The following is a 17,711-nucleotide window of genomic DNA, read 5'->3' as shown; positions in this document are numbered from 1 at the left end:
CTGCGGGAGCACGGCATGGAACTGGGCGTCCGGGAATGAGACGGGCACCGCCGGATCAAGAGTCCGCGGCATGCGGCCCTACACGAATCCGCGCCGCGGCCTACCTGGCTCGCAGATCCCGCCGCCCCCGTCGCCGTGCATCCCGCACAGCCACCCCCGCCCCACCAAGCCCCGCCACCACAACCCCCGCCCCCACAGCCACGTACGTAGCGATCCGAGCCGTGCGCTCCTCCGTCGTCTCGCCGAGGTGCAGTTCCGCGGGAGTTGGGGCCTTCGCTCGGGTGATGCCCTCCTCGGCCGTCGGGGTCTCGATCGGGTGGTCGTCTTCTGTCAGGGCTCTGACCGGGTCCACCACTCCCCAGCCGACCAGTCGGTCGTGGCCCGCCACCGAGCGTTCTGCCGTTTGTTTGATCTGGGCTGTGATCTGGCGGGGCGTCCAGTCGCTGTGCTTGGACTTGATCAAGGCCGCCACGGCCGCGACGTACGGGGCCGAGAAGCTTGTGCCGTTGTCCGAGCAGTGGCCCCCGATGGGGACGGTGGAGATCATGTCCACACCCGGGGCAGCCACGCCCACGAACTTGCCTGACTGGGAGAACGGGGCCCGTTCGTTGTTGCGGTCCGATGCTGCTACCGCCAATACGCCCTCGTAGGAGGCCGGGTAGGTGCGCTTGACGTTGCCGCCCAGGCCGTCGTTGCCTGCGGAGGCCACGATCACCCTCTCGCTTGCGAGTGCCCTGTCCACCGCCTCTTTCAGGATCGGGGCCGGCTGTACGGCGTTGGCCGTGTCCTGGGAGATGTTGATGACATCCGCCCCCGCTGCGACCGCGTAGTCGATTGCCCTGGCGAGCGTCTCTGTGTCGCCGTGGCCCTCCGCGTCGTTCTGCTGGATGGGGATCAGCGTCGCGGCGGGAGCCAGGCCCACGAAGCCAGTGCCCTTGGCCGGACGGGCCGCGATGATGCCCGCCACGCGCGTGCCGTGGCCGACGGTGTCTGTCGTGCCCTTCTCGTTGCCGCGCTTGAGCTTGTTGCCGTTGTCGTCCTTGAGGTTCTTGCGGAGCAGGTTGCGGCCCTTTGACACGTCCACCGCGCTCTTCAGCTGCGGGTGCTTGACGTCCACCCCCGTGTCGATCACCGCTACCCGAACGCCCTTTCCGGTGGACTGGCGCCACAACTCGTCCAGGAGGACCCGCTGCAGCGACCAGGGGCGGCCCGCGTATTTCTTGCCCCCGAAAGTGCACTGGTCGCTGGCCGCGGCCGCAGGGGGTGCCGCGAGCACCGTTGTCGTCGCGATCATCGTCAGAGTTGCCGCCGTGGCCGCAGCGACGTGCGGCCAGTGCTGTGCGTACGTCATCGTCAGATCCCCTACGGTCTAGGAGCCCTGCGGCTGGCGTGCCGCCGAGGTCGAGAGTCGTGGGCCCGTGGGGAGGAACTTGGACCATGGGGCCGGGACCGGAGTCACGTCCGTGTTCGCGTAGCCCAGGCGGGTCTGGGCCTGTTGCGCCTCTTCCTGCTGCTCCTTGCGCTGCTTGGCCGTGGTGCCGATGCCCGCGTCGTCCGTCGCGCTGTCGCTGTTGGACTGCATCGCGTAGCGCAGGCCTGTGTCCGTGGCCAGGAAGACGCCGCCCGCCTTGGTCTCCGAGCCGGTGAACTGCCGGTAGAGCAGGCCTGATCCGGCTGTTACGTACGCGCTCGACGAGCCGGTGGGGAGTGTGGCGGGGAAGTCCGTTCCCGCCCATGTGCTGAGCGTGGTGTCGCCGTCGTCGCCGTCCACCTTGCGCAGGACATTGCAGACGGTGTTGCGCTTGCCGGCGTCGGCGGAGGCCTCGTTGGCGGTCACCGGCTCCTCGCTGGGCCACCTGCGACCCGAACCGAACTCCTCGGAGTCCGGTGTGAAGGCGCCGATGCTCAGGTCGCGGGCTTGGCCGCCCTGGCCGACCTTGACCAAGTCGTCGCTGCTGAGGAGCAGTTTCGCGGTGAAGTCGGAGACCGGGGAGATGCGGCCGGGCTGGACTACGTATTGCTGCGTCCCTGCCCCGTCGGATGCCTTGAGGATCATGCCGACCCTGTTCGCCGCCCGGTCCTGGAGACCCTTCACGTCGGCTGCGGCTCCGGGGACTCCCTCTACCTCGGGATAGGTGATCGGGTCTCCGTGATGCAGCGTCTCGAGCCACTCCTTGGAGACCCGCTGCGGTTGACGGCCGGAGCGCACGATGGTGCGCAGCAGGGCTTCGAGTTTGGCCTTTTCCGCGATCCGGTACGCGGTTCCCCGCGCGTCGACCACATAGCGGGTCTTGTCGGGGCCGACGACATACAACAGTTCACCGCCGCGCAGCCGTTCGCTGCCCTCGGTCTTGTTCTGTTCGCGCTCCGCCAGGATGAACGCGGCCTTCTGGATCGCTCTGTCGCCCTCGGCCGGGCGCTCGCAGACCGCCCAGCGCTTGGCGGAGCCGGCCTCGGACTCGGAGGGCAGTCGGTCGGGGGCGTACGGAATGCCGATGGTGGCGCCGTGCGGGATCTTGCCCTTGTCGAGTACCGACTCGTCGACGTTGATGACGTCGCCCTTGTCGGCGTCGAGCAGGAGCTTCGCCGAGGCCATGTTGAGAACCGGGTGCAGCTGCCGCTTGCCGTCCGTCTTCAGGACCACGTATCGCGTCGTGGACTTGCTCGCGATGATCACGTGTTGTTTCGGCTCGTCCCAGCCGGGCTTGGCCGCCGGTTTGAACATGCCCCACGCACCGAACCCGGCCAGGACGATCACCCCGACGATGATGCCGGGGATCACGCCCCTCAGCGGGCGTGGTGCGCCTTCCTCCGAACCCGACGGCGACGGCTGGATGAATGACGCCAGCGTGCGGCGCTTCGCAAAGGTGTAGGCGTTGAGTTCGTCCCGCCGTGATGCCATGAGTGTCTGTTTCTCCCCCGTGCAGCGCCGGGGGCACACGACCCCCACCCTCCGTTGTCAGACCCGGCCCCTACTATGCCTGTTGAGTGATCACGCGTGTGGGGTGGGTAAGGTTCCCGGGCACTCCTGGGGTACGTGTTCCGTGACCACCAGGGTGATTCGGGAGAATTTACGGGGGGGGTTGGACCGATGGCTTCCGCAGCGCGAGCCGGGGCTCGAAGGCCGTCAGGGCCCGGGACTCAGGGGCAGGCACCACCCGTTGGGGCCAGCGTTTCGCCGCCCCAAGGCGCCGTTACCTTTCATCTCAGGGCGCGTTCCGCCCAGTTCGGTTCGTCTCGCCTGCAACGGCTTGTGCTCATCGAGGTAGCCGCAGCCATCCTGCTGGCCGCTTGGGTGGTCGACCCGCTGGCCGTCGTGCCGACCGCTGTCGTCGCCGTTGCGCTGGTGCTGCTCGCTGTCGTACGCCGTCGTGGCCGCGCATGGCACGAATGGCTCGGCACCGCGCAGGCGTTGCGGGCACGCAAGCGCCGGGCGGCAAGTGCTCCGATACCGCCGGGTACGGAGCCTGCGTTCGCACCGGCCGTCGAGTGCGACCCCGCCCTGCGCACGTACGCCTACGGAGACCGGGATCGGCGGCAGGTCGGGATGGTCGGCGACGGCACGTTTGTGACCGCTGTGCTCCAAGTCGAGGCGGACGCCACCGCGTTGCGGGCCGAGCGCGGGCGGCAACCGCTTCCTGTGGGGCTCGTACGGGACGCCCTGGAGGTTGACGGGATCCGGCTCGAGTCGGCACAGATCGTGCAGCACACCCAGCCGGCGCCCGCGCTGCATCTGCCACAGCAGTCCGTGGCCGTCAGTAACTACGCGCCCTTGCAGGCCCAGACCGGGGCACCCGCCGTGCGCATTACATGGGTTGCTCTGAAGCTTGATCCTGAGCTCTGCCCCGAGGCTGTGGCGGCGCGTGGGGGTGGGCTCGTCGGGGCTCAGAAGTGCGTGGTGAGGGCCATGGATCAGCTGGCGAGTCGGCTGACAGGGGCCGGTTTCCGGGCTACAGCACTGACCGAGGAGCAGTTGGCCGCCGCCATCGCCACTTCGGCGGGCGCCAATCCGCTGGTCACGGCCGAGGCCGGGCGAACCGAGCAGCCGGAGCGCAGGACAGAGGAGTCCGCACGCGCCTGGCGCTGCGACAACCGCCGCCACACGACCTACTGGGTTCGGCGTTGGCCACAGTTGGGGAACGCGGGCGGCCCGGCACTGCCGCAGCTCGTCGCCCTGCTCACCGCCGTCCCGACGCTCGCCACGACGTTCAGCCTCACCCTGCGCCACGGCGAACGGCAGGAAGTGTCGTTGTGCGGGCATGTGCGGGTGACCGGGCGCAGTGATGCCGAGCTGGAGATGGGGCGGCGCGCGTTGGAGCGGGGGGCCCGGGAGGTCGGCACAGGGCTGGTCCGGCTCGATCGCGAGCAGCTGCCCGGGATGCTCGCCACTCTGCCGCTCGGGGGTACACGCTGATGAACGTCACGAATCCGACCACTCCAGCCGTGCCGCCCGCTCCGGGCGACGCGTTCCGCACGGCACTGCGCAGCGGGTTCGGACTCCTCGGGCCGCGGCACCGTCGCCACGCGCTCTCCGCCGAGCAGGTGGACGCACTGGCGCTGCCCATCGGTGACGACGGCGTCGTGATCGGCGTGGACGCACAGGGGCAACCCTCGGTGCTCGGCTTCAACCGGCCTACCCCGTACGACGTGCTGCTCATCGGAGGGCTGTGGACGGCACAGGTCATCGCGTTGCGGGCCGCCGCGACGGGAGCTCGGGTGGCCGTGGAGACCGGGCGGGCCGCGGCCTGGGCTCAACTCGTTGAAGCCCTCGGCGTCGGGCCCAGTGGGATGTCGGTGCATGACGTGGGGCGGGTGCCGCCGCAGGGTGCGTCGGCGGGGAGCCCGGTCCTTGTGGTGCGGGACTGCGGGATGCGGCCGCCTCGGGGGCGGGTGGTCTCGGGGCCCTGGCAATCGGTGCTGACTCTGCTGCCTTATCTGAGTCCGGTCGCGCCTCGGCTGATTCGGCAGGCACGGCTCGTCGGCGTGCAGCGGGTTTCACCGGATGAGGCGGTTCAGATCGGGCGGTTCGTGGGACTGCCGCGCGGTGATGTCGAGGCGCTGCCGACTCTTGCCGATGGGGTGACGTTGTGGTGTGCCGATCGGGACCGGCAGTACGTGATGACGCAGGCCACGGACGCCGAGACCGGATTGTTGGGTACGGCGCGGAGGATGGATTGACCGGGGGTCAATGTCAGTCGACTGATTGAATTAGCGAGTATTTGGCGCTTGTTGGTTGATTTGTCCGTCACTGTTTCGGATACGGGGATCACTCCCATGGGGGGCGTGACGGAAAGGACAGCATTCGTGGGGTGGGCTGCCCTGCCATGCTGGTGGTTTTGGTGATTACCCTGGGACAGGGCGCGACGCCAGAACCCGCGAGTGGGTGGCTCGCGTCCCAACGGGGAGAGCCATGGCGGATCGGACGACAGAAACGGTCGCCCTCCCACCACGGCACGAGGGTGCTCGACCACATCAGGAGGCATTGTGAACAGCGATCGGGACGAGATCCGCGGGGGCTGGGACACACCCGTCGATGATCAGTCCGACGCGGAGTCCGCTGCCGAGACGACGGGCGAGTTCACCATCGACTACGCCCCGCCCGCCTGGTACACGCAGAATGCGTCCGGCAGTGCGGGGGAGACTCCTTCGGCGTCGCCTGCGCCTCCGCCGGTCTCTTCGCCTGCCTCCTCGCCTGCCACTCCACCTGTCCCTCCGCCCGCGGCTTCTGCTGAGCCGGCTGCTCCTCCCGTTGTTCCTGAGCCTCCGGCTCCGCCGGTCGGACGGCCCACCGCTGTGCCGAAGCTGCCTGTAGGGAGCGGGTTCCAGCCGCAGGCGGATTGGGCTGCGCCGGTTGCGCCGGTTGCGCCTGCTTCCCCTCCTGAGGCTTCCGCCTCTCCGGACCCTGCTGCTCCTGAGGGTGGTTCGCCTTCGGGCGGTGCTGCTGACTGGAGCGGTGCTGTTGCTGGTGTTGCCTCCTCCGTGCATGTGACTGGTGTTGTTCCGAAGCCTGAGGTTGCGCCTGAGCCTGAGGTTGTGCCTGAGGTCGAACCGGAGCCTGTGTACGCGCCTCCGGCTGCGGTCGCGCCCGTCGCCGAGCCCGTCGCCGACAGCAGTGGCGATCTTGAGAGTGGCGCCACCATGCGGTTCTCCTCTGTCGCCCTCAAGCGGGAGATCGAGGAGCGGGCCGCCGCGGAAGCTTCCAAGGACGATGCCGAGGAAGCGACGGACGCGGATGCCTCGGACGAGGTGGATGACTCGGTCGCCGAGGCGTCTGGTGTCGCGGATAGCGACCTCTTCTCCGACGACGGCCTCGACGCGTCCGAGACGGACTCGGACGAAGGTGTTTCTGCCACTGACGATGTGAGCGTCGACTCTGTCGATGAGACCTCGGACCTTGAGGGTGCGGACTCCGACGATTCCGATGATGTTGACGGCGCTGTCGCCGCCGACGCCGCCGACGCCGCCGGTGAAATCCGTGATGCCGCTCCTCAGGACGCCGTGCCTGATGCGCCCGTCGACGAAGTGCAGGACTCCGTTCCGCCCTCCTGGACTCCGCCGCCGGCGCCGGCGCCGCACGGTGGGCTTCCGCCGCTGCCGCCCGCCTTCCAGCCTGCCGCGCCTACGTCCGCGCCGCAGTGGCCCGTGCCCGTCCAGGCCTCGACGCCGCCGCCCGCGGAGCCGACGCCGGCTGCCGAGCCCGTCCAGCCGCCGGTGCCGCAGCAGGCTGAAACCGCGCCGGAGCCCACTCCCGCGCCTGCGCCCGTTAAGCCGCCGACTCCTCAGATCGCGCCTCCGGCGTGGCCCTCGCCCACCGGTCCGGTGGCTCCGTCACCGGTCGCGCCCGCGCCCGTCCCCGACGCTCCGGCGCCACCGAGTGGGTACGGGTTCCCACAGGCCGGTGCGCATGCTCCCGCTCTCGCTCCGCAATCACCTGCTCCGCAGGCGCCTGTTCCGCCCGCCGGGTACGGGTTCCCGCAGCAGGGTGCCGCTCCGGTCCCGCCGACTGGGTACGGATTCCCGCAGGCCGCTGCTCCCACTCCCGCTCCGGCTCCCGCTCCGGCTCCCGCTCCGGCTCCGGGGCAGGAGCCCGCAGCGCCTGTTCCGCCCGCCGGGTACGGGTTCCCGCAGCAGGGTGGCGCTCCCGTCCCGCCGAGTGGGTACGGATTCCCGCAGCAGGGTGCTCCCGCTCCGGGGAACCCCAACTCCCCCGCCCAGCAGGGTAGTTACGGGTTCCCTCAGCCGCCCGCGCCCCAGGCCCAGCAGCCGCTCCCGCCCGCCGTCGCGCAGCAGCAGCAGCAGCCGACGCCACCGGCCCCGGCCAACCCGAACCTGCCCGCGCCGCAGGGCATGCCCCAGCCGCCTGCCCCCGTACAGCCGCAGCAACAGCAGCCTCAGCAGCCGCCGTTTCCGGCTCAGCAGCAGCCCCAAGCTCAGCCCCAGCCGCAGCCGCAGGCGCAGCCCCCGGCTCAGCCTCAGCCGCCCATCGACCCCCGCACCGGTGCCGCCTGGCCGCAGGCCGTTCAGCACGATCAGCGGGAGCGGACCAACCCGGGGGCGCCGCTCGGTTACACCGCCGCCGTCGAGCTGTCCTCCGACCGGCTGCTTCGCAACAACAAGCCGAAGGCCAAGAGCAGTCGGCCTGCGGCCGGTGGGTCCCGGTTCAAGCTCGGTGGCAAGAAGGAAGAGGCCGAGCGGCAGCGGAAGTTGGAGCTGATCCGGACTCCGGTTCTGTCCTGCTATCGCATCGCCGTCATCAGCCTCAAGGGTGGTGTCGGGAAGACCACGACCACCACCGCGCTCGGGTCGACGCTCGCCACCGAGCGGCAGGACAAGATCCTCGCGATCGACGCCAACCCCGACGCGGGCACGCTCGGGCGCCGGGTGCGGCGCGAGACCGGGGCCACCATTCGTGACCTCGTCCAGGCGATCCCGTACCTCAACTCGTACATGGACATCCGGCGCTTCACCTCGCAGGCCGCGTCCGGGCTCGAGATCATCGCCAATGACGTCGACCCGGCCGTCTCGACCACGTTTAACGACGAGGACTATCGGCGCGCGATCGACGTACTCGGGAAGCAGTACCCGATCATCCTGACCGACTCGGGTACCGGGCTGCTCTACAGCGCCATGCGGGGTGTTCTCGATCTCGCCGATCAGTTGATCATCATCTCGACGCCGTCCGTGGACGGGGCGAGCAGTGCGTCCACGACGTTGGACTGGTTGTCCGCGCATGGGTACGCCGACCTTGTGTCGCGTTCCATCACCGTCATCTCCGGGGTGCGCGAGACCGGCAAGATGATCAAGGTTGATGACATCGTGTCGCACTTCGAGACTCGGTGCCGGGGTGTTGTCGTCATTCCGTTTGATGAGCATCTTGCTGCTGGTGCCGAGGTTGATCTCGACATGATGCGGCCGAAGGTTCGGGAGGCGTACTTCAATCTCTCCGCGATGGTCGCGGAGGACTTTGTGCGGGCTCAGCAGCAGCAGGGGCTTTGGACCTCCGACGGGAATCCGCCTCCGGTCGTGGCTCCGCCGCTGCCGGGGCAGGGGGGTTATCCCGGGCAGGGGGCTGTTCCTGGTCAGCAGGCTCCTGCGCCTGGTCAGCAGCCGTACGGTGGGCAGGGGCCGTATCCCGGGCAGGCGCCGTATCCCGGGCAGGGGCCGTACCCCGGGCAGGCGCCGCAGCAGCCGTACGCTCCTCAGCAGCCGCCGCAGCAGCCGGGGGCTCCGCAGGGGTGGCAGAACTCGGCGCCTCCGCAGTCGCCTGCGGTGCCGGGGCCTGGGCAGCCGTTCCAGGCGCCTGCGCCTCAGGGGGAGCAGGCGCCGCCGCCTGTTCAGCCTGGGCAGCCGTATCAGCCCGGTGCCCCGTATCAGCCGCAGCCTCCCGCGCCTGAGGCGCCGCAGCAGTAGCTTTCGCCCCTGCCGATCTCAACTGGGCCCGCACCGAACTCTGGTGCGGGCCCAGTCCGTTTCTCCGGCGCGCGTCCCGTGCTCTCCGCTGACGAACAGACTTTCCCGCCCACCCACCCGATTACCCCGCGACATTAACCAAGCGTCGGAGCGGGTGGGGGTGGGAGGAGGAGGGAGAAGGCACGCCCGAGGGAAAGCACTCACCGGAGAGACCCGCGACGGAGGGAAAGCCGCGTCAGCGACCCCCAAACCGACAGGCCGGACAGAGGGAAAAGCGGGGCACACGCGCAAGGGGTGACCCACACTCCCCCACCTGCCCCTCCCCCCACCATCACCCCCCGACCAGCCACGCTTCACAGGTCTTGACCAATGCGGATGAAATATGGGTCAACTCGTTATTTCCGCAGGCCACATGGGGTTCACCTGCCGTTGACTGGCGCAGACTGGCGCTGGTAGACACACACATCAACCAGCCGGCGTTACTTGATCAACTAGCCATCTCTGCGCGAGCGATGACGCGAGGTCACCGACCCATGGATACACAAGATCAGCACGGCAGAACACGGACACGGACACGCGCACGGACAGACACAGGGGCAGGGACAGGGGCAGGGGCAGCGACAGGGAGACGGGCTCAGCTCACCTCCCCCGTGTCCCCCAAGACGCCACCACGCCTCCGGCTCCTCCTGGCAGCCGGAGCCGGCGCCCTCGCTCTGACCGCGGGGCTCGCCTCTCCCCTCAACCCGGCACCGGATCAGGCCGAGGCCAAGGCTGACGGCAAGCAGACCCTCACCGTCGCGGTGGCCCAGAGCGTCGACTCCCTCAGCCCCTTCCTCGCCCAGCGGCTGCTCAGCACCAGCATCATTCGTCTCACGAACGAGTACCTGACGAACTACGACGCCAAGGACAACCACGCGATCCCGGGCTTCGCCACCAAGTGGGAGCCTTCCGCGGACAAGCTGACCTGGACGTACACCATCCGGGACAACTCAAAGTGGTCGGACGGCAAGAAGGCAACGGCCGAGGACGCCGCCTGGACGTTCAACAAGCTGATGTCCAAGGAAGGCACAGCCACCGCCAACTCCGGCTTCGTCGCCAACTTCAAGAAGGTGACCGCCCCCAGCGCCACCAAGCTGGTCGTGGAGCTGAAGAAGCCGCAGGCCACCATGGCCGCCCTCGACGTGCCGATCGTCCCGAAGCACGTGTGGGAGAAGGTCGGTGACATCAGCAAGTACAACAACGACAAGTCCTTCCCCATCGTGGGCAACGGACCCTTCGTCCTCACCGACTACAAGACCGACCAGTACGTGAAACTGAAAGCCAACAAGGACTTCTGGCGCGGCTCGCCCAAGTTCGACGAGCTGATCTTCAAGACGTACAAGGACCAGGACGCGGCCGTCGCGGCGCTCAAGAAGGGCGAGGTCTCCTTCGTGGCCGGCCAGCCCGCCCTCACTCCGGCGCAGGCCTCCGAGCTCAAGGGCACGGAGAACGTCAAGGTGAATGACGGCCCCGGGCGTCGCTTCTTCGCGCTCGCGACCAATCCCGGTGCCCAGACCCGCGACCGCAAGAAGTTCGGTGACGGCAATCCGGCCCTCCTGGACAAGAAGGTCCGTCAGGCGCTCTTCCTCTCCGTGGACCGTGAGGCGCTGGTCGACAAGGTCTTCCAGGGGCAGGCCGTCGAGGGTGAGGGGTACATCCCGCCGCGCTTCACGGAGTATGCCTGGAAGCCGTCCGCCGACCAGAAGCTGTCGTACGACCCCAAGAAGGCCGCCCAACTCCTCGATGAGGCCGGCTACAAGAAGAACAGCGACGGCAAGCGTGTCGGCAAGAACGGGAAGCCGCTCGACTTCCGCATCCTCTGTCACGCCACCGACCCGAACGACAAGGCCGTGGGGAAGTATCTGAAGGAGTGGTGGGGGGATCTCGGAATCGGTCTCAAGGTCAACTGCCTTGATGACGTGTCCGTGCCCTGGTACGCGGGTGAGTACGACCTCGCGTTCGACGGCTGGTCGGTCAACCCCGACCCCGACTTCGTCCTCGGCATCCACGCCTGCAACGCGCTCCCGGTGAAGGCCAAGGAGAGCGCCGCGACGGACAACTTCATCTGCGACAAGAAGTACGACGAGCTCTACAACAAGCAGCTGGCCGAGTACGACCCGGCCAAGCGCGCGGAGACCGTCAAGGAAATGCAGTCCTGGCTCTACGACTCCGGGTACATGAACATTCTCGCGTACCCGAACGCCGTCGAGGCCTACCGCACCGACCAGATCAAGTCCATCACCACCATGCCGACGGCCGCGGGCAACATCTACGGTCAGGACGGTTACTGGTCCTGGTGGTCAGCAGTGCCCGCGGATGGGAAGAGTTCCTCCAAGGATGGAAGCTCTACCGGTGTCATCATCGGTATCGCCGCCGCCGCGGTGGTGCTCGTCGGCGGTGGAGTCCTGTTCGCCCTGCGCCGCCGTTCGACCGCAGAGGACCGCGAGTAACGCATGACCGCTGACAGCAATCCCGCACTGCTCGACACCGAGGGCACCGCGGCGACCGACGATCCGGCATTCGCCGGGCCGTCGGCCCGCGGCCCCCGGGCCCGTAACACCCGCGCCTATCTCCTGTACGTGGCGGGCAAGCTGGGCGGCGCCGCCGTCTCGCTGTTCGCCGTCCTCGTCACCAGTTTTTTCCTGTTCCGTCTCATTCCGGGTGACCCGGTGAAGCAGATGACGGGCGGAAAGCGCGTATCGGCCGAACAGCTGGACGCGATGCGCAAGGAGTTCGGCCTCGACCAGCCGGTCATGACGCAGTTCTTCGACTACTGCGGCAAAGCGCTGACCGGCGACTTCGGCACCTCGTACCAGTTCCACACCCCGGTGATGGACAAGATCACCGACGCGCTGCCCGCGACGCTCCTGCTCACCGGCACCGCGTTCGTGCTCTACACCCTCATCGGCATCTGGCTCGGCACCCGCACGGCCTGGCGCAACGGAGAGCTCGGGGACCGCGTGCACACCGGCCTCGCCCTCACCCTCTACTCCGTGCCGTCCTTCTGGCTCGGGCTTCTTCTCATCATCACCTTTTCGGTGGGTGTGGGTCCCATTCCGGGGCTCTTCCCGACCGGTGGGCTCGAATCGGGGGGCGAGACGGGCTTCGCGTACATCATCGATGTCGCGCACCACATGGTGCTCCCCGTCATCACCCTGGTGGCGGTCGGCTACGCGCAGACGCTCCTCGTGATGCGGTCGTCCCTCCTCGACGAGATGGGGAGCGACTATCTGACGACCGCGCGCGCCAAGGGGCTGCGGGACGATCTCGTACGTCGTCGCCATGCCGTCCCCAACGCGATGCTGCCCACCGTCACGCTGATGTTCGTGAACCTCGGCACGGTGGTGGCGGGCGCGATCCTCGTCGAGACCGTCTTCTCCTGGCCGGGGCTCGGCGGGCTCTTCTACGCCGCGCTCAGCGTGCCCGACCTGCCCCTCGTCCAAGGCCTGTTCTTCATCTTCTCCGCTGCGGTGATCCTGATGAACACCCTGGCCGACGTGATCTATCCGTTGCTCGATCCCCGGGTGGGCCGATGACGACCGAATCCGCACCGACCACCCCGCCGACCCCACCAACCCCACCACCCCCACCGACCCCGCTGAAGAGCGCGCGGGCCCTCGCCCGGGCCCGCAGACGACACTCGGCCGCCCGCTTCTGGCGCGAGTACCGCACCCACCGGGCCGGGCTCTTCGGCCTGGCCGCGCTCGTCCTGATCACGCTCATCGCCGTCTTCGCGCCGCTCCTGGTCGGCTCGGACGCGCAGAGCGTGACCGACGCGCCGGGCAAGCCCATGGAGTCACCGAGCGGCGAATTCCCCCTGGGCACCGACCAGTTCGGGCGAGATCTGCTCGGACTCCTGGTGTACGGCGCACGGATGTCGTTGACGGTCGGGCTGCTCGCCGCCGTCCTCTCGGTGACCATCGGCACCCTCGTGGGGATCACCGCGGGGCACTTCAAGGGCTGGTACTCCACGGTCATCATGCGCGTCACCGACTGGTTCCTGGTGATGCCGACGCTGGTGCTCGCCATCGCGCTCGCCGCGGTGATGTCAGGATCGATCTGGACGATCATCCTGGCGATCGGCGTGACGACGTGGCCGACGACCGCGCGCCTGGTCCGCGCCCAGACGCTGGCGGTGGAGTCGCGCCCGTACATCGAGCGCGCGCAGGCCCTCGGCGGCGGCCACGGCCACATCATGACCCGGCACGTCCTGCCCAACGTCATGCCGCTCGTCCTCGCGCAGACCACCCTCGTCATCTCCAACGCCATCCTCACCGAGGCGACGCTCGCCTTCCTCGGTCTCGGCGACCCCACGGGCGTCTCCTGGGGCGGACTGCTCCAGGACGCGCGCGAGGCGGGCGCGGTCAGCGCGGGCGACTGGTGGTATCTCGCTCCGCCCGGACTCGCCATCGCCGTCGTGGCGCTCGCGTTCACGCTGTGCGGGCGCGCCGTGGAGTCCGTGCTCAACCCCAGGCTGGGGGTCTCCCGTTGAGTGATCCGGACAAGGTGACGGAGACCAGGGTGACGGAGAGCAGGGTGACGGAGAGCAGGGTGACGGAGAGCAGGGTGACGGAGACCGAAGTGACCGGACAGCGCACGGAACAGCGCCTCCTCGACGTGAGAAATCTCGAAGTGACGTACGCGTCCGGGGCGGCCGCCGTGCGCGGCGTGAACCTCTCGGTCGACGCGGGCCAGAAGCTAGGCGTCGCGGGCGAGTCCGGCTGCGGCAAGTCGACGCTCGCGCTCGCGCTGCTGCGGCTGCTGCCCGCGGGCACGAAGGTGAGCGGCGAGGTCCTGCTCGACGGTGAGGACGTCCTCGCCATGAAGTGGGGCCAGGTCCGCGCGGTCCGCTGGGCGGGCGCGTCGATCGTCTTCCAGGGCGCGATGCACTCGCTCAACGCCGTGCACCGCATCGGGGACCAGATCACCGAGCCGATCCTGCTGCACAAGAAGGCGACACCGGCGGGCGCGAAGAAGAAGGCCGGGGAGCTGCTCGAACAGGTGGGTCTTCCTGCCGCTCGGGCGCAGGCGTATCCGCACGAGCTTTCGGGCGGTCAGCGCCAGCGCGTGATGATCGCGATGGCGCTGGCCTGCGATCCGCGCCTGATCATCGCCGACGAGCCGACGACCGCTCTGGACGTGATGATCCAGGCGCAGATCCTGCGTCTGATCGAACAGCTGGTGGCCGAGCAGGACCTGGGCCTGATCATGATCAGCCATGACCTCGCGGTGCTCTCCGACACCTGTGACCGGCTCGCGGTGATGTACGCGGGCCGCGTCGTCGAGGAGGGCCCGGCCTCCGAGGTCTACGAGAACGCCCGGCACCCGTACGGAAAGGCCCTCTCGGCGGCCTTCCCGCGCATCGGCGACGCGGCGTCCCGCTTCGCGCCGCGCGGCCTGCCCGGCGACCCGCCCGATCCCTCCGCGCTCCCCACGGGCTGCACGTTCCACCCGCGCTGCGAGGTCGCCCTTGACTCCTGCACCACGGAGGATCAGGCGCTGCGGGACGCGGGCCCGCGGCACCGCGCGGCATGTGTGCACGCGGGTGCGCAGCTTCCGGCGCAGCCGACATCGGCACCGGCGACGGCGGAGCGGACTCCGTGAGCCCCGCGAGCCCCGCCGGCCCTACGAGCCCCGACAGCCCCGCGAGCCCCGACAGATCACGCACCGAGGAGCAGCGACGCATGACCACCGATGATTCCCTGCTGTCGGCTGATCCCCCGCTTTCGGCCGGCCCGCTCCTTTCGGCGGGCGACCTGCACATCACGTTCCCCGGCCGCCGTGGCGCGCCGCCCGCGCGGGCCGTGGACGGCGTCGACCTCGACATCAAGCCGGGCGAGATCGTGGCCCTGGTCGGCGAGTCGGGCTGCGGCAAGACGACCCTGGCCCGTTCGCTGCTCGGCCTGGTGTCGCCCACGTCCGGCAAGGTGACCTTCGGCGGCAAGCCGCTCGACTACTCGGGTCGCGCCTTGAAGGCGTACCGCAAGCGCGTCCAGCTGGTCCTCCAGGACCCCAGCGGATCCCTTAACCCGCGTCACACGGTGTACGAGGCCGTGGCGGAGGGCCTGCGCATCCACGGGTACCGGGGTGACGAGCGGGCGACGGTCGCCGACGCCCTGTCACGAGCGGGTCTGCGTCCGCCCGAGCGGTTCTTCCTGCGCTATCCGCACGAGCTGTCGGGTGGGCAGCGCCAGCGCGTCGTCATCGCGGGCGCGCTTGTCCTGGAGCCCGAACTGATCGTCGCGGACGAGCCGGTGGCCTCGCTCGACGCGTCCGTACGCGGCGAGATCCTCGCCCTGCTGCTCAGGCTCCGCGAAGAACTGGGCCTGTCCGCCCTTGTGGTGACGCACGATCTGGGGCTTGCCTGGAACATCGCCGACCGTGTCGCGGTGATGTACTTGGGCCGGATCGTCGAGACGGGCACGGTGGAGGAGGTTCTGATGTCACCTCAGCATCCGTACACCCAGGCGCTGTTGTCGGTTCTGCCGGAGGCTCCGGGCGACCCGGTGGTGCTCACGGGCGAGCCGCCGGACCCGTCCCGTATCCCCGGCGGCTGCCGGTTCCACGCGCGCTGCCAGGTTCTCGCCTCGGGCGAGGCGGAGAGCGCCGGAGTGGCGGACCGCTGCCGGACGGAGGATCTGCCGGTGTTGTCCGGCGGGGGTGAGACGCAAGTGGCGTGTCATTGGGCGGCGGCGCGTCTCAGCCCGTCCGGCGTCTGATCGAGGTCGCATCCCCGAACGAATGGCGGGGACGAAGCGGAATGTCGTGGCGGATCGTTACCTCTTGCACGTACGGGTGATACGGGGCCTATCGGGCGCGGGCGCTGGGGAGTTACAGATCGGATCCGTTCAGTCACGGACCGTGAGCAACTCCACCGAAGTGAAGGAGATTTCCATGCGCCGTTCCGCCGCCGTCATCCTCGGGGCCTTCGCACTGCTTGGGGCCCTCGCCGCACCGGCGAGCGCCATCCCGGACCCCGTAGGGACCGTCGACTGCCTGGCGCAGGCGGCAGGTGACGTGACCTCGCTCGTCGATCCGGCAAGCCCCGGCGTCCCCTCCGAGGTGCCGGGCACGGCATGCCTCGCCCCGTGACCTGAACACACCTGCGTCGTCACGTACTTGCAGGAGCGGCTCGGTGTGTCAGCCCCACCTGTACCCGTCGCCGAAGTTGAGGGTGTGCTCCAGCACGTCCTCCATCGGGTCGTCGATCTGGCCTGTGCTGATCAGCGAAACGCTGGGCCCGTTGTGCGAGTTGTGGTTCGTCTCGTCGGCGTGTGCCGCGCCGGAGCACAGCACGGACGGCACTGCCGCCACCGCCGCGATCAGCGCCCAGCGGGAAGTGGTCTGAACCCAACTGCCGTTCACTGCAGCCTCCTTGGACCGTGCGATTGCGGGCCGCCGATCGCGTCCCGCTCGCCGTGGGTAACCGCGGCACGGCCAAGAAGTCACCGACGATCATACGAACGGGTCGTCGGCCTCTCTCCAACTGCCGGAAGGCACCGGAAGAAAGCAGAGATCGCATGCGTCATCGCCGCGTTCTGGCCTTCACCCTGCTCGCAGCCCTCGCCCTGTCCGTCGCCGCGATCGCCGCTCCGGCCTCGGCGGCACAGCCCGAAGGGCCGTACGCCGGCCCGCTGCCCCCGGTCGAGTCGCTGATCACCGAGGGAGTCACCGTCGAAGGCCCGCTGCTCAACAACATCAACCTGCCCCAGCTCCGATAGGCGGGGGCGCCGGTCGGCGCGGAGGGCCGGGGCGATGCGCCCGCTTCCGGCCCTCTACTTCCGGCCCTCTACTTCGGGGCGTCCTCGCCGGAAGCGGCTTCGATCAGTTCGCGCGACCGCTTCACGTCGTCCGCGATGGCGTCGAGCAGCGAGTCGATCGAGTCGAACTTCGCCTGGCCTCGCACGAAGGCGAGGAAGTCGACGGCGACGTGCAGGCCGTACAGGTCGAGCCCGACGCGGTCGATCGCGTACGCCTCGACCGTCCGCTCCGTCCCGTCGAACTGCGGGTTCGTCCCGACGGAGATCGCCGCGGGCATCGCCTCGCCCTGGGCGTGCAGCCATCCGGCGTAGACGCCGTCGGCGGGGATGGCGGTGTGCGGCAGTGTCTCCACGTTGGCGGTGGGGAAGCCCAGTTCACGCCCGCGCTGCGCACCTCGTACGACAACCCCCTCGACGCGGTGCGGGCGGCCGAGGATCTCCGCCGCGCCCTGCACGTCGCCCTCGGCGACCAGGCGCCGGGTGAGGGTGGAGGAGAAGGGCTCGCCGCCCCCGGCCTCGCCGCTCACGAACAGGTCGATGACGTCGACTTCGTAGTCGTATGTCGCGCCGAGCTCGGTCAGGAAGGCGACGTTGCCCGCGGCCTTGTGGCCGAAGCGGAAGTTGGGGCCCTCGACGACCAGGCGCGCGTGCAGCTTGTCGACCAGGACCTTGACGACGAAGTCGGCGGGCGACAGCTTCGAGAATTCCGTGGTGAACGGCAGGATCAGGAGCGCGTCCACGCCGAGATCCGCCATGAGCTCGGCGCGCCGGTGGTGCGGGGCGAGCAGCGGCGGGTGGCTGCCGGGGCGCACGACCTCGGAGGGGTGCGGGTCGAAGGTGACGACCACGGCGGGAACACCGAGATCACGGGCGCGTGCCACCGCGCGGCCGATGATCAGCTGGTGCCCGCGGTGTACGCCGTCGTAGGAACCGATGGTGACGACGCTGCGCCCCCAGTCCTGGGGGATGTCCTCCAAGCCACGCCAGCGCTGCACTGTCTTT

14 protein-coding genes are annotated in these 17,711 nt (G+C 69.1%); 10 read left to right on the top strand and 4 right to left on the bottom strand.

From position 1 onward, the window contains the following. Nucleotides 1-100 precede the first annotated feature (100 nt). Complete coding sequence (gene mycP / locus ACFQ7F_RS22805) at nucleotides 101-1,294, bottom strand: type VII secretion-associated serine protease mycosin (RefSeq protein ID WP_383273234.1); 1,194 nt, start codon at nucleotides 1,292-1,294, stop codon at nucleotides 101-103. A gap of 75 nt (nucleotides 1,295-1,369) precedes the next feature. Beyond that, complete coding sequence (eccB, locus tag ACFQ7F_RS22800) at nucleotides 1,370-2,902, bottom strand: type VII secretion protein EccB (RefSeq protein WP_383273198.1); 1,533 nt, start codon at nucleotides 2,900-2,902, stop codon at nucleotides 1,370-1,372. A 189-nt stretch (nucleotides 2,903-3,091) separates the two neighbouring features. Here eccB and eccE point away from each other — a divergent pair, with 189 nt between their 5' ends. The 9 genes from eccE to ACFQ7F_RS22755 all read left to right on the top strand — a co-directional run bounded on the left by eccE (nucleotide 3,092) and on the right by ACFQ7F_RS22755 (nucleotide 16,041). Continuing rightward, the gene (gene eccE, locus ACFQ7F_RS22795; RefSeq protein ID WP_383273196.1) at nucleotides 3,092-4,414 is read left to right on the top strand and encodes a type VII secretion protein EccE; all 1,323 of its coding nucleotides are present in this window, start codon (nucleotides 3,092-3,094) and stop codon (nucleotides 4,412-4,414) included. Beyond that, nucleotides 4,414-5,178: a hypothetical protein gene (locus ACFQ7F_RS22790; RefSeq protein ID WP_383273194.1), complete on the top strand. Its 765-nt coding sequence runs from the start codon at nucleotides 4,414-4,416 to the stop codon at nucleotides 5,176-5,178. Before eccE ends, ACFQ7F_RS22790 begins: the two co-directional genes overlap by 1 nt. Before the next feature lie 306 nt (nucleotides 5,179-5,484). Beyond that, the gene (locus ACFQ7F_RS22785; protein WP_383273192.1) at nucleotides 5,485-8,910 is read left to right on the top strand and encodes an SCO5717 family growth-regulating ATPase; all 3,426 of its coding nucleotides are present in this window, start codon (nucleotides 5,485-5,487) and stop codon (nucleotides 8,908-8,910) included. Nucleotides 8,911-9,443: 533 nt separating this feature from the next. Then, nucleotides 9,444-11,399, top strand: coding sequence for an ABC transporter substrate-binding protein (locus tag ACFQ7F_RS22780; RefSeq protein WP_383273190.1), 1,956 nt, complete (start codon nucleotides 9,444-9,446; stop codon nucleotides 11,397-11,399). 3 nt (nucleotides 11,400-11,402) lie between these two features. After that, complete coding sequence (locus ACFQ7F_RS22775; protein ID WP_383273188.1) at nucleotides 11,403-12,485, top strand: ABC transporter permease; 1,083 nt, start codon at nucleotides 11,403-11,405, stop codon at nucleotides 12,483-12,485. Next, nucleotides 12,482-13,441 carry an ABC transporter permease gene (locus tag ACFQ7F_RS22770; protein ID WP_383273186.1) on the top strand — a complete coding sequence of 320 codons (960 nt, stop codon included), beginning with the start codon at nucleotides 12,482-12,484 and terminating at the stop codon, nucleotides 13,439-13,441. The genes ACFQ7F_RS22775 and ACFQ7F_RS22770 overlap by 4 nt, the downstream gene beginning before the upstream one ends. Nucleotides 13,442-13,530: 89 nt before the next feature. Continuing rightward, nucleotides 13,531-14,553, top strand: coding sequence for an ABC transporter ATP-binding protein (locus ACFQ7F_RS22765; protein WP_383273232.1), 1,023 nt, complete (start codon nucleotides 13,531-13,533; stop codon nucleotides 14,551-14,553). Between the two features lie 80 nt (nucleotides 14,554-14,633). After that, nucleotides 14,634-15,668 (top strand): ABC transporter ATP-binding protein, encoded by a 1,035-nt coding sequence (locus ACFQ7F_RS22760; RefSeq protein ID WP_383273184.1) that lies wholly within the window; start codon nucleotides 14,634-14,636, stop codon nucleotides 15,666-15,668. Nucleotides 15,669-15,843: 175 nt separating this feature from the next. After that, nucleotides 15,844-16,041: a hypothetical protein gene (locus ACFQ7F_RS22755; RefSeq protein ID WP_383273182.1), complete on the top strand. Its 198-nt coding sequence runs from the start codon at nucleotides 15,844-15,846 to the stop codon at nucleotides 16,039-16,041. A gap of 48 nt (nucleotides 16,042-16,089) precedes the next feature. Here the strand turns inward: ACFQ7F_RS22755 and ACFQ7F_RS22750 are convergent, their stop codons facing one another. After that, a complete protein-coding gene (locus tag ACFQ7F_RS22750; protein WP_383273230.1) occupies nucleotides 16,090-16,275 on the bottom strand; it encodes a hypothetical protein in 186 nt (61 codons plus the stop codon). A 194-nt stretch (nucleotides 16,276-16,469) separates the two neighbouring features. Between ACFQ7F_RS22750 and ACFQ7F_RS22745 the strand changes: the two genes are divergently transcribed. Continuing rightward, a complete protein-coding gene (locus tag ACFQ7F_RS22745) occupies nucleotides 16,470-16,670 on the top strand; it encodes a hypothetical protein (protein WP_383273180.1) in 201 nt (66 codons plus the stop codon). A 68-nt stretch (nucleotides 16,671-16,738) separates the two neighbouring features. Here ACFQ7F_RS22745 and ACFQ7F_RS22740 read toward each other — a convergent pair whose 3' ends face one another. Then, nucleotides 16,739-17,704, bottom strand: coding sequence for a bifunctional riboflavin kinase/FAD synthetase (locus ACFQ7F_RS22740; RefSeq protein WP_383273178.1), 966 nt, complete (start codon nucleotides 17,702-17,704; stop codon nucleotides 16,739-16,741). Nucleotides 17,705-17,711: the final 7 nt, after the last annotated feature.

Source organism: Streptomyces sp. NPDC056486 (assembly GCF_042795295.1).
Lineage (GTDB): Bacteria > Actinomycetota > Actinomycetes > Streptomycetales > Streptomycetaceae > Streptomyces.
The sequence above is the reverse complement of the archived record's forward strand: the minus strand, read 5'-3'. Positions and strand labels throughout refer to the sequence as shown.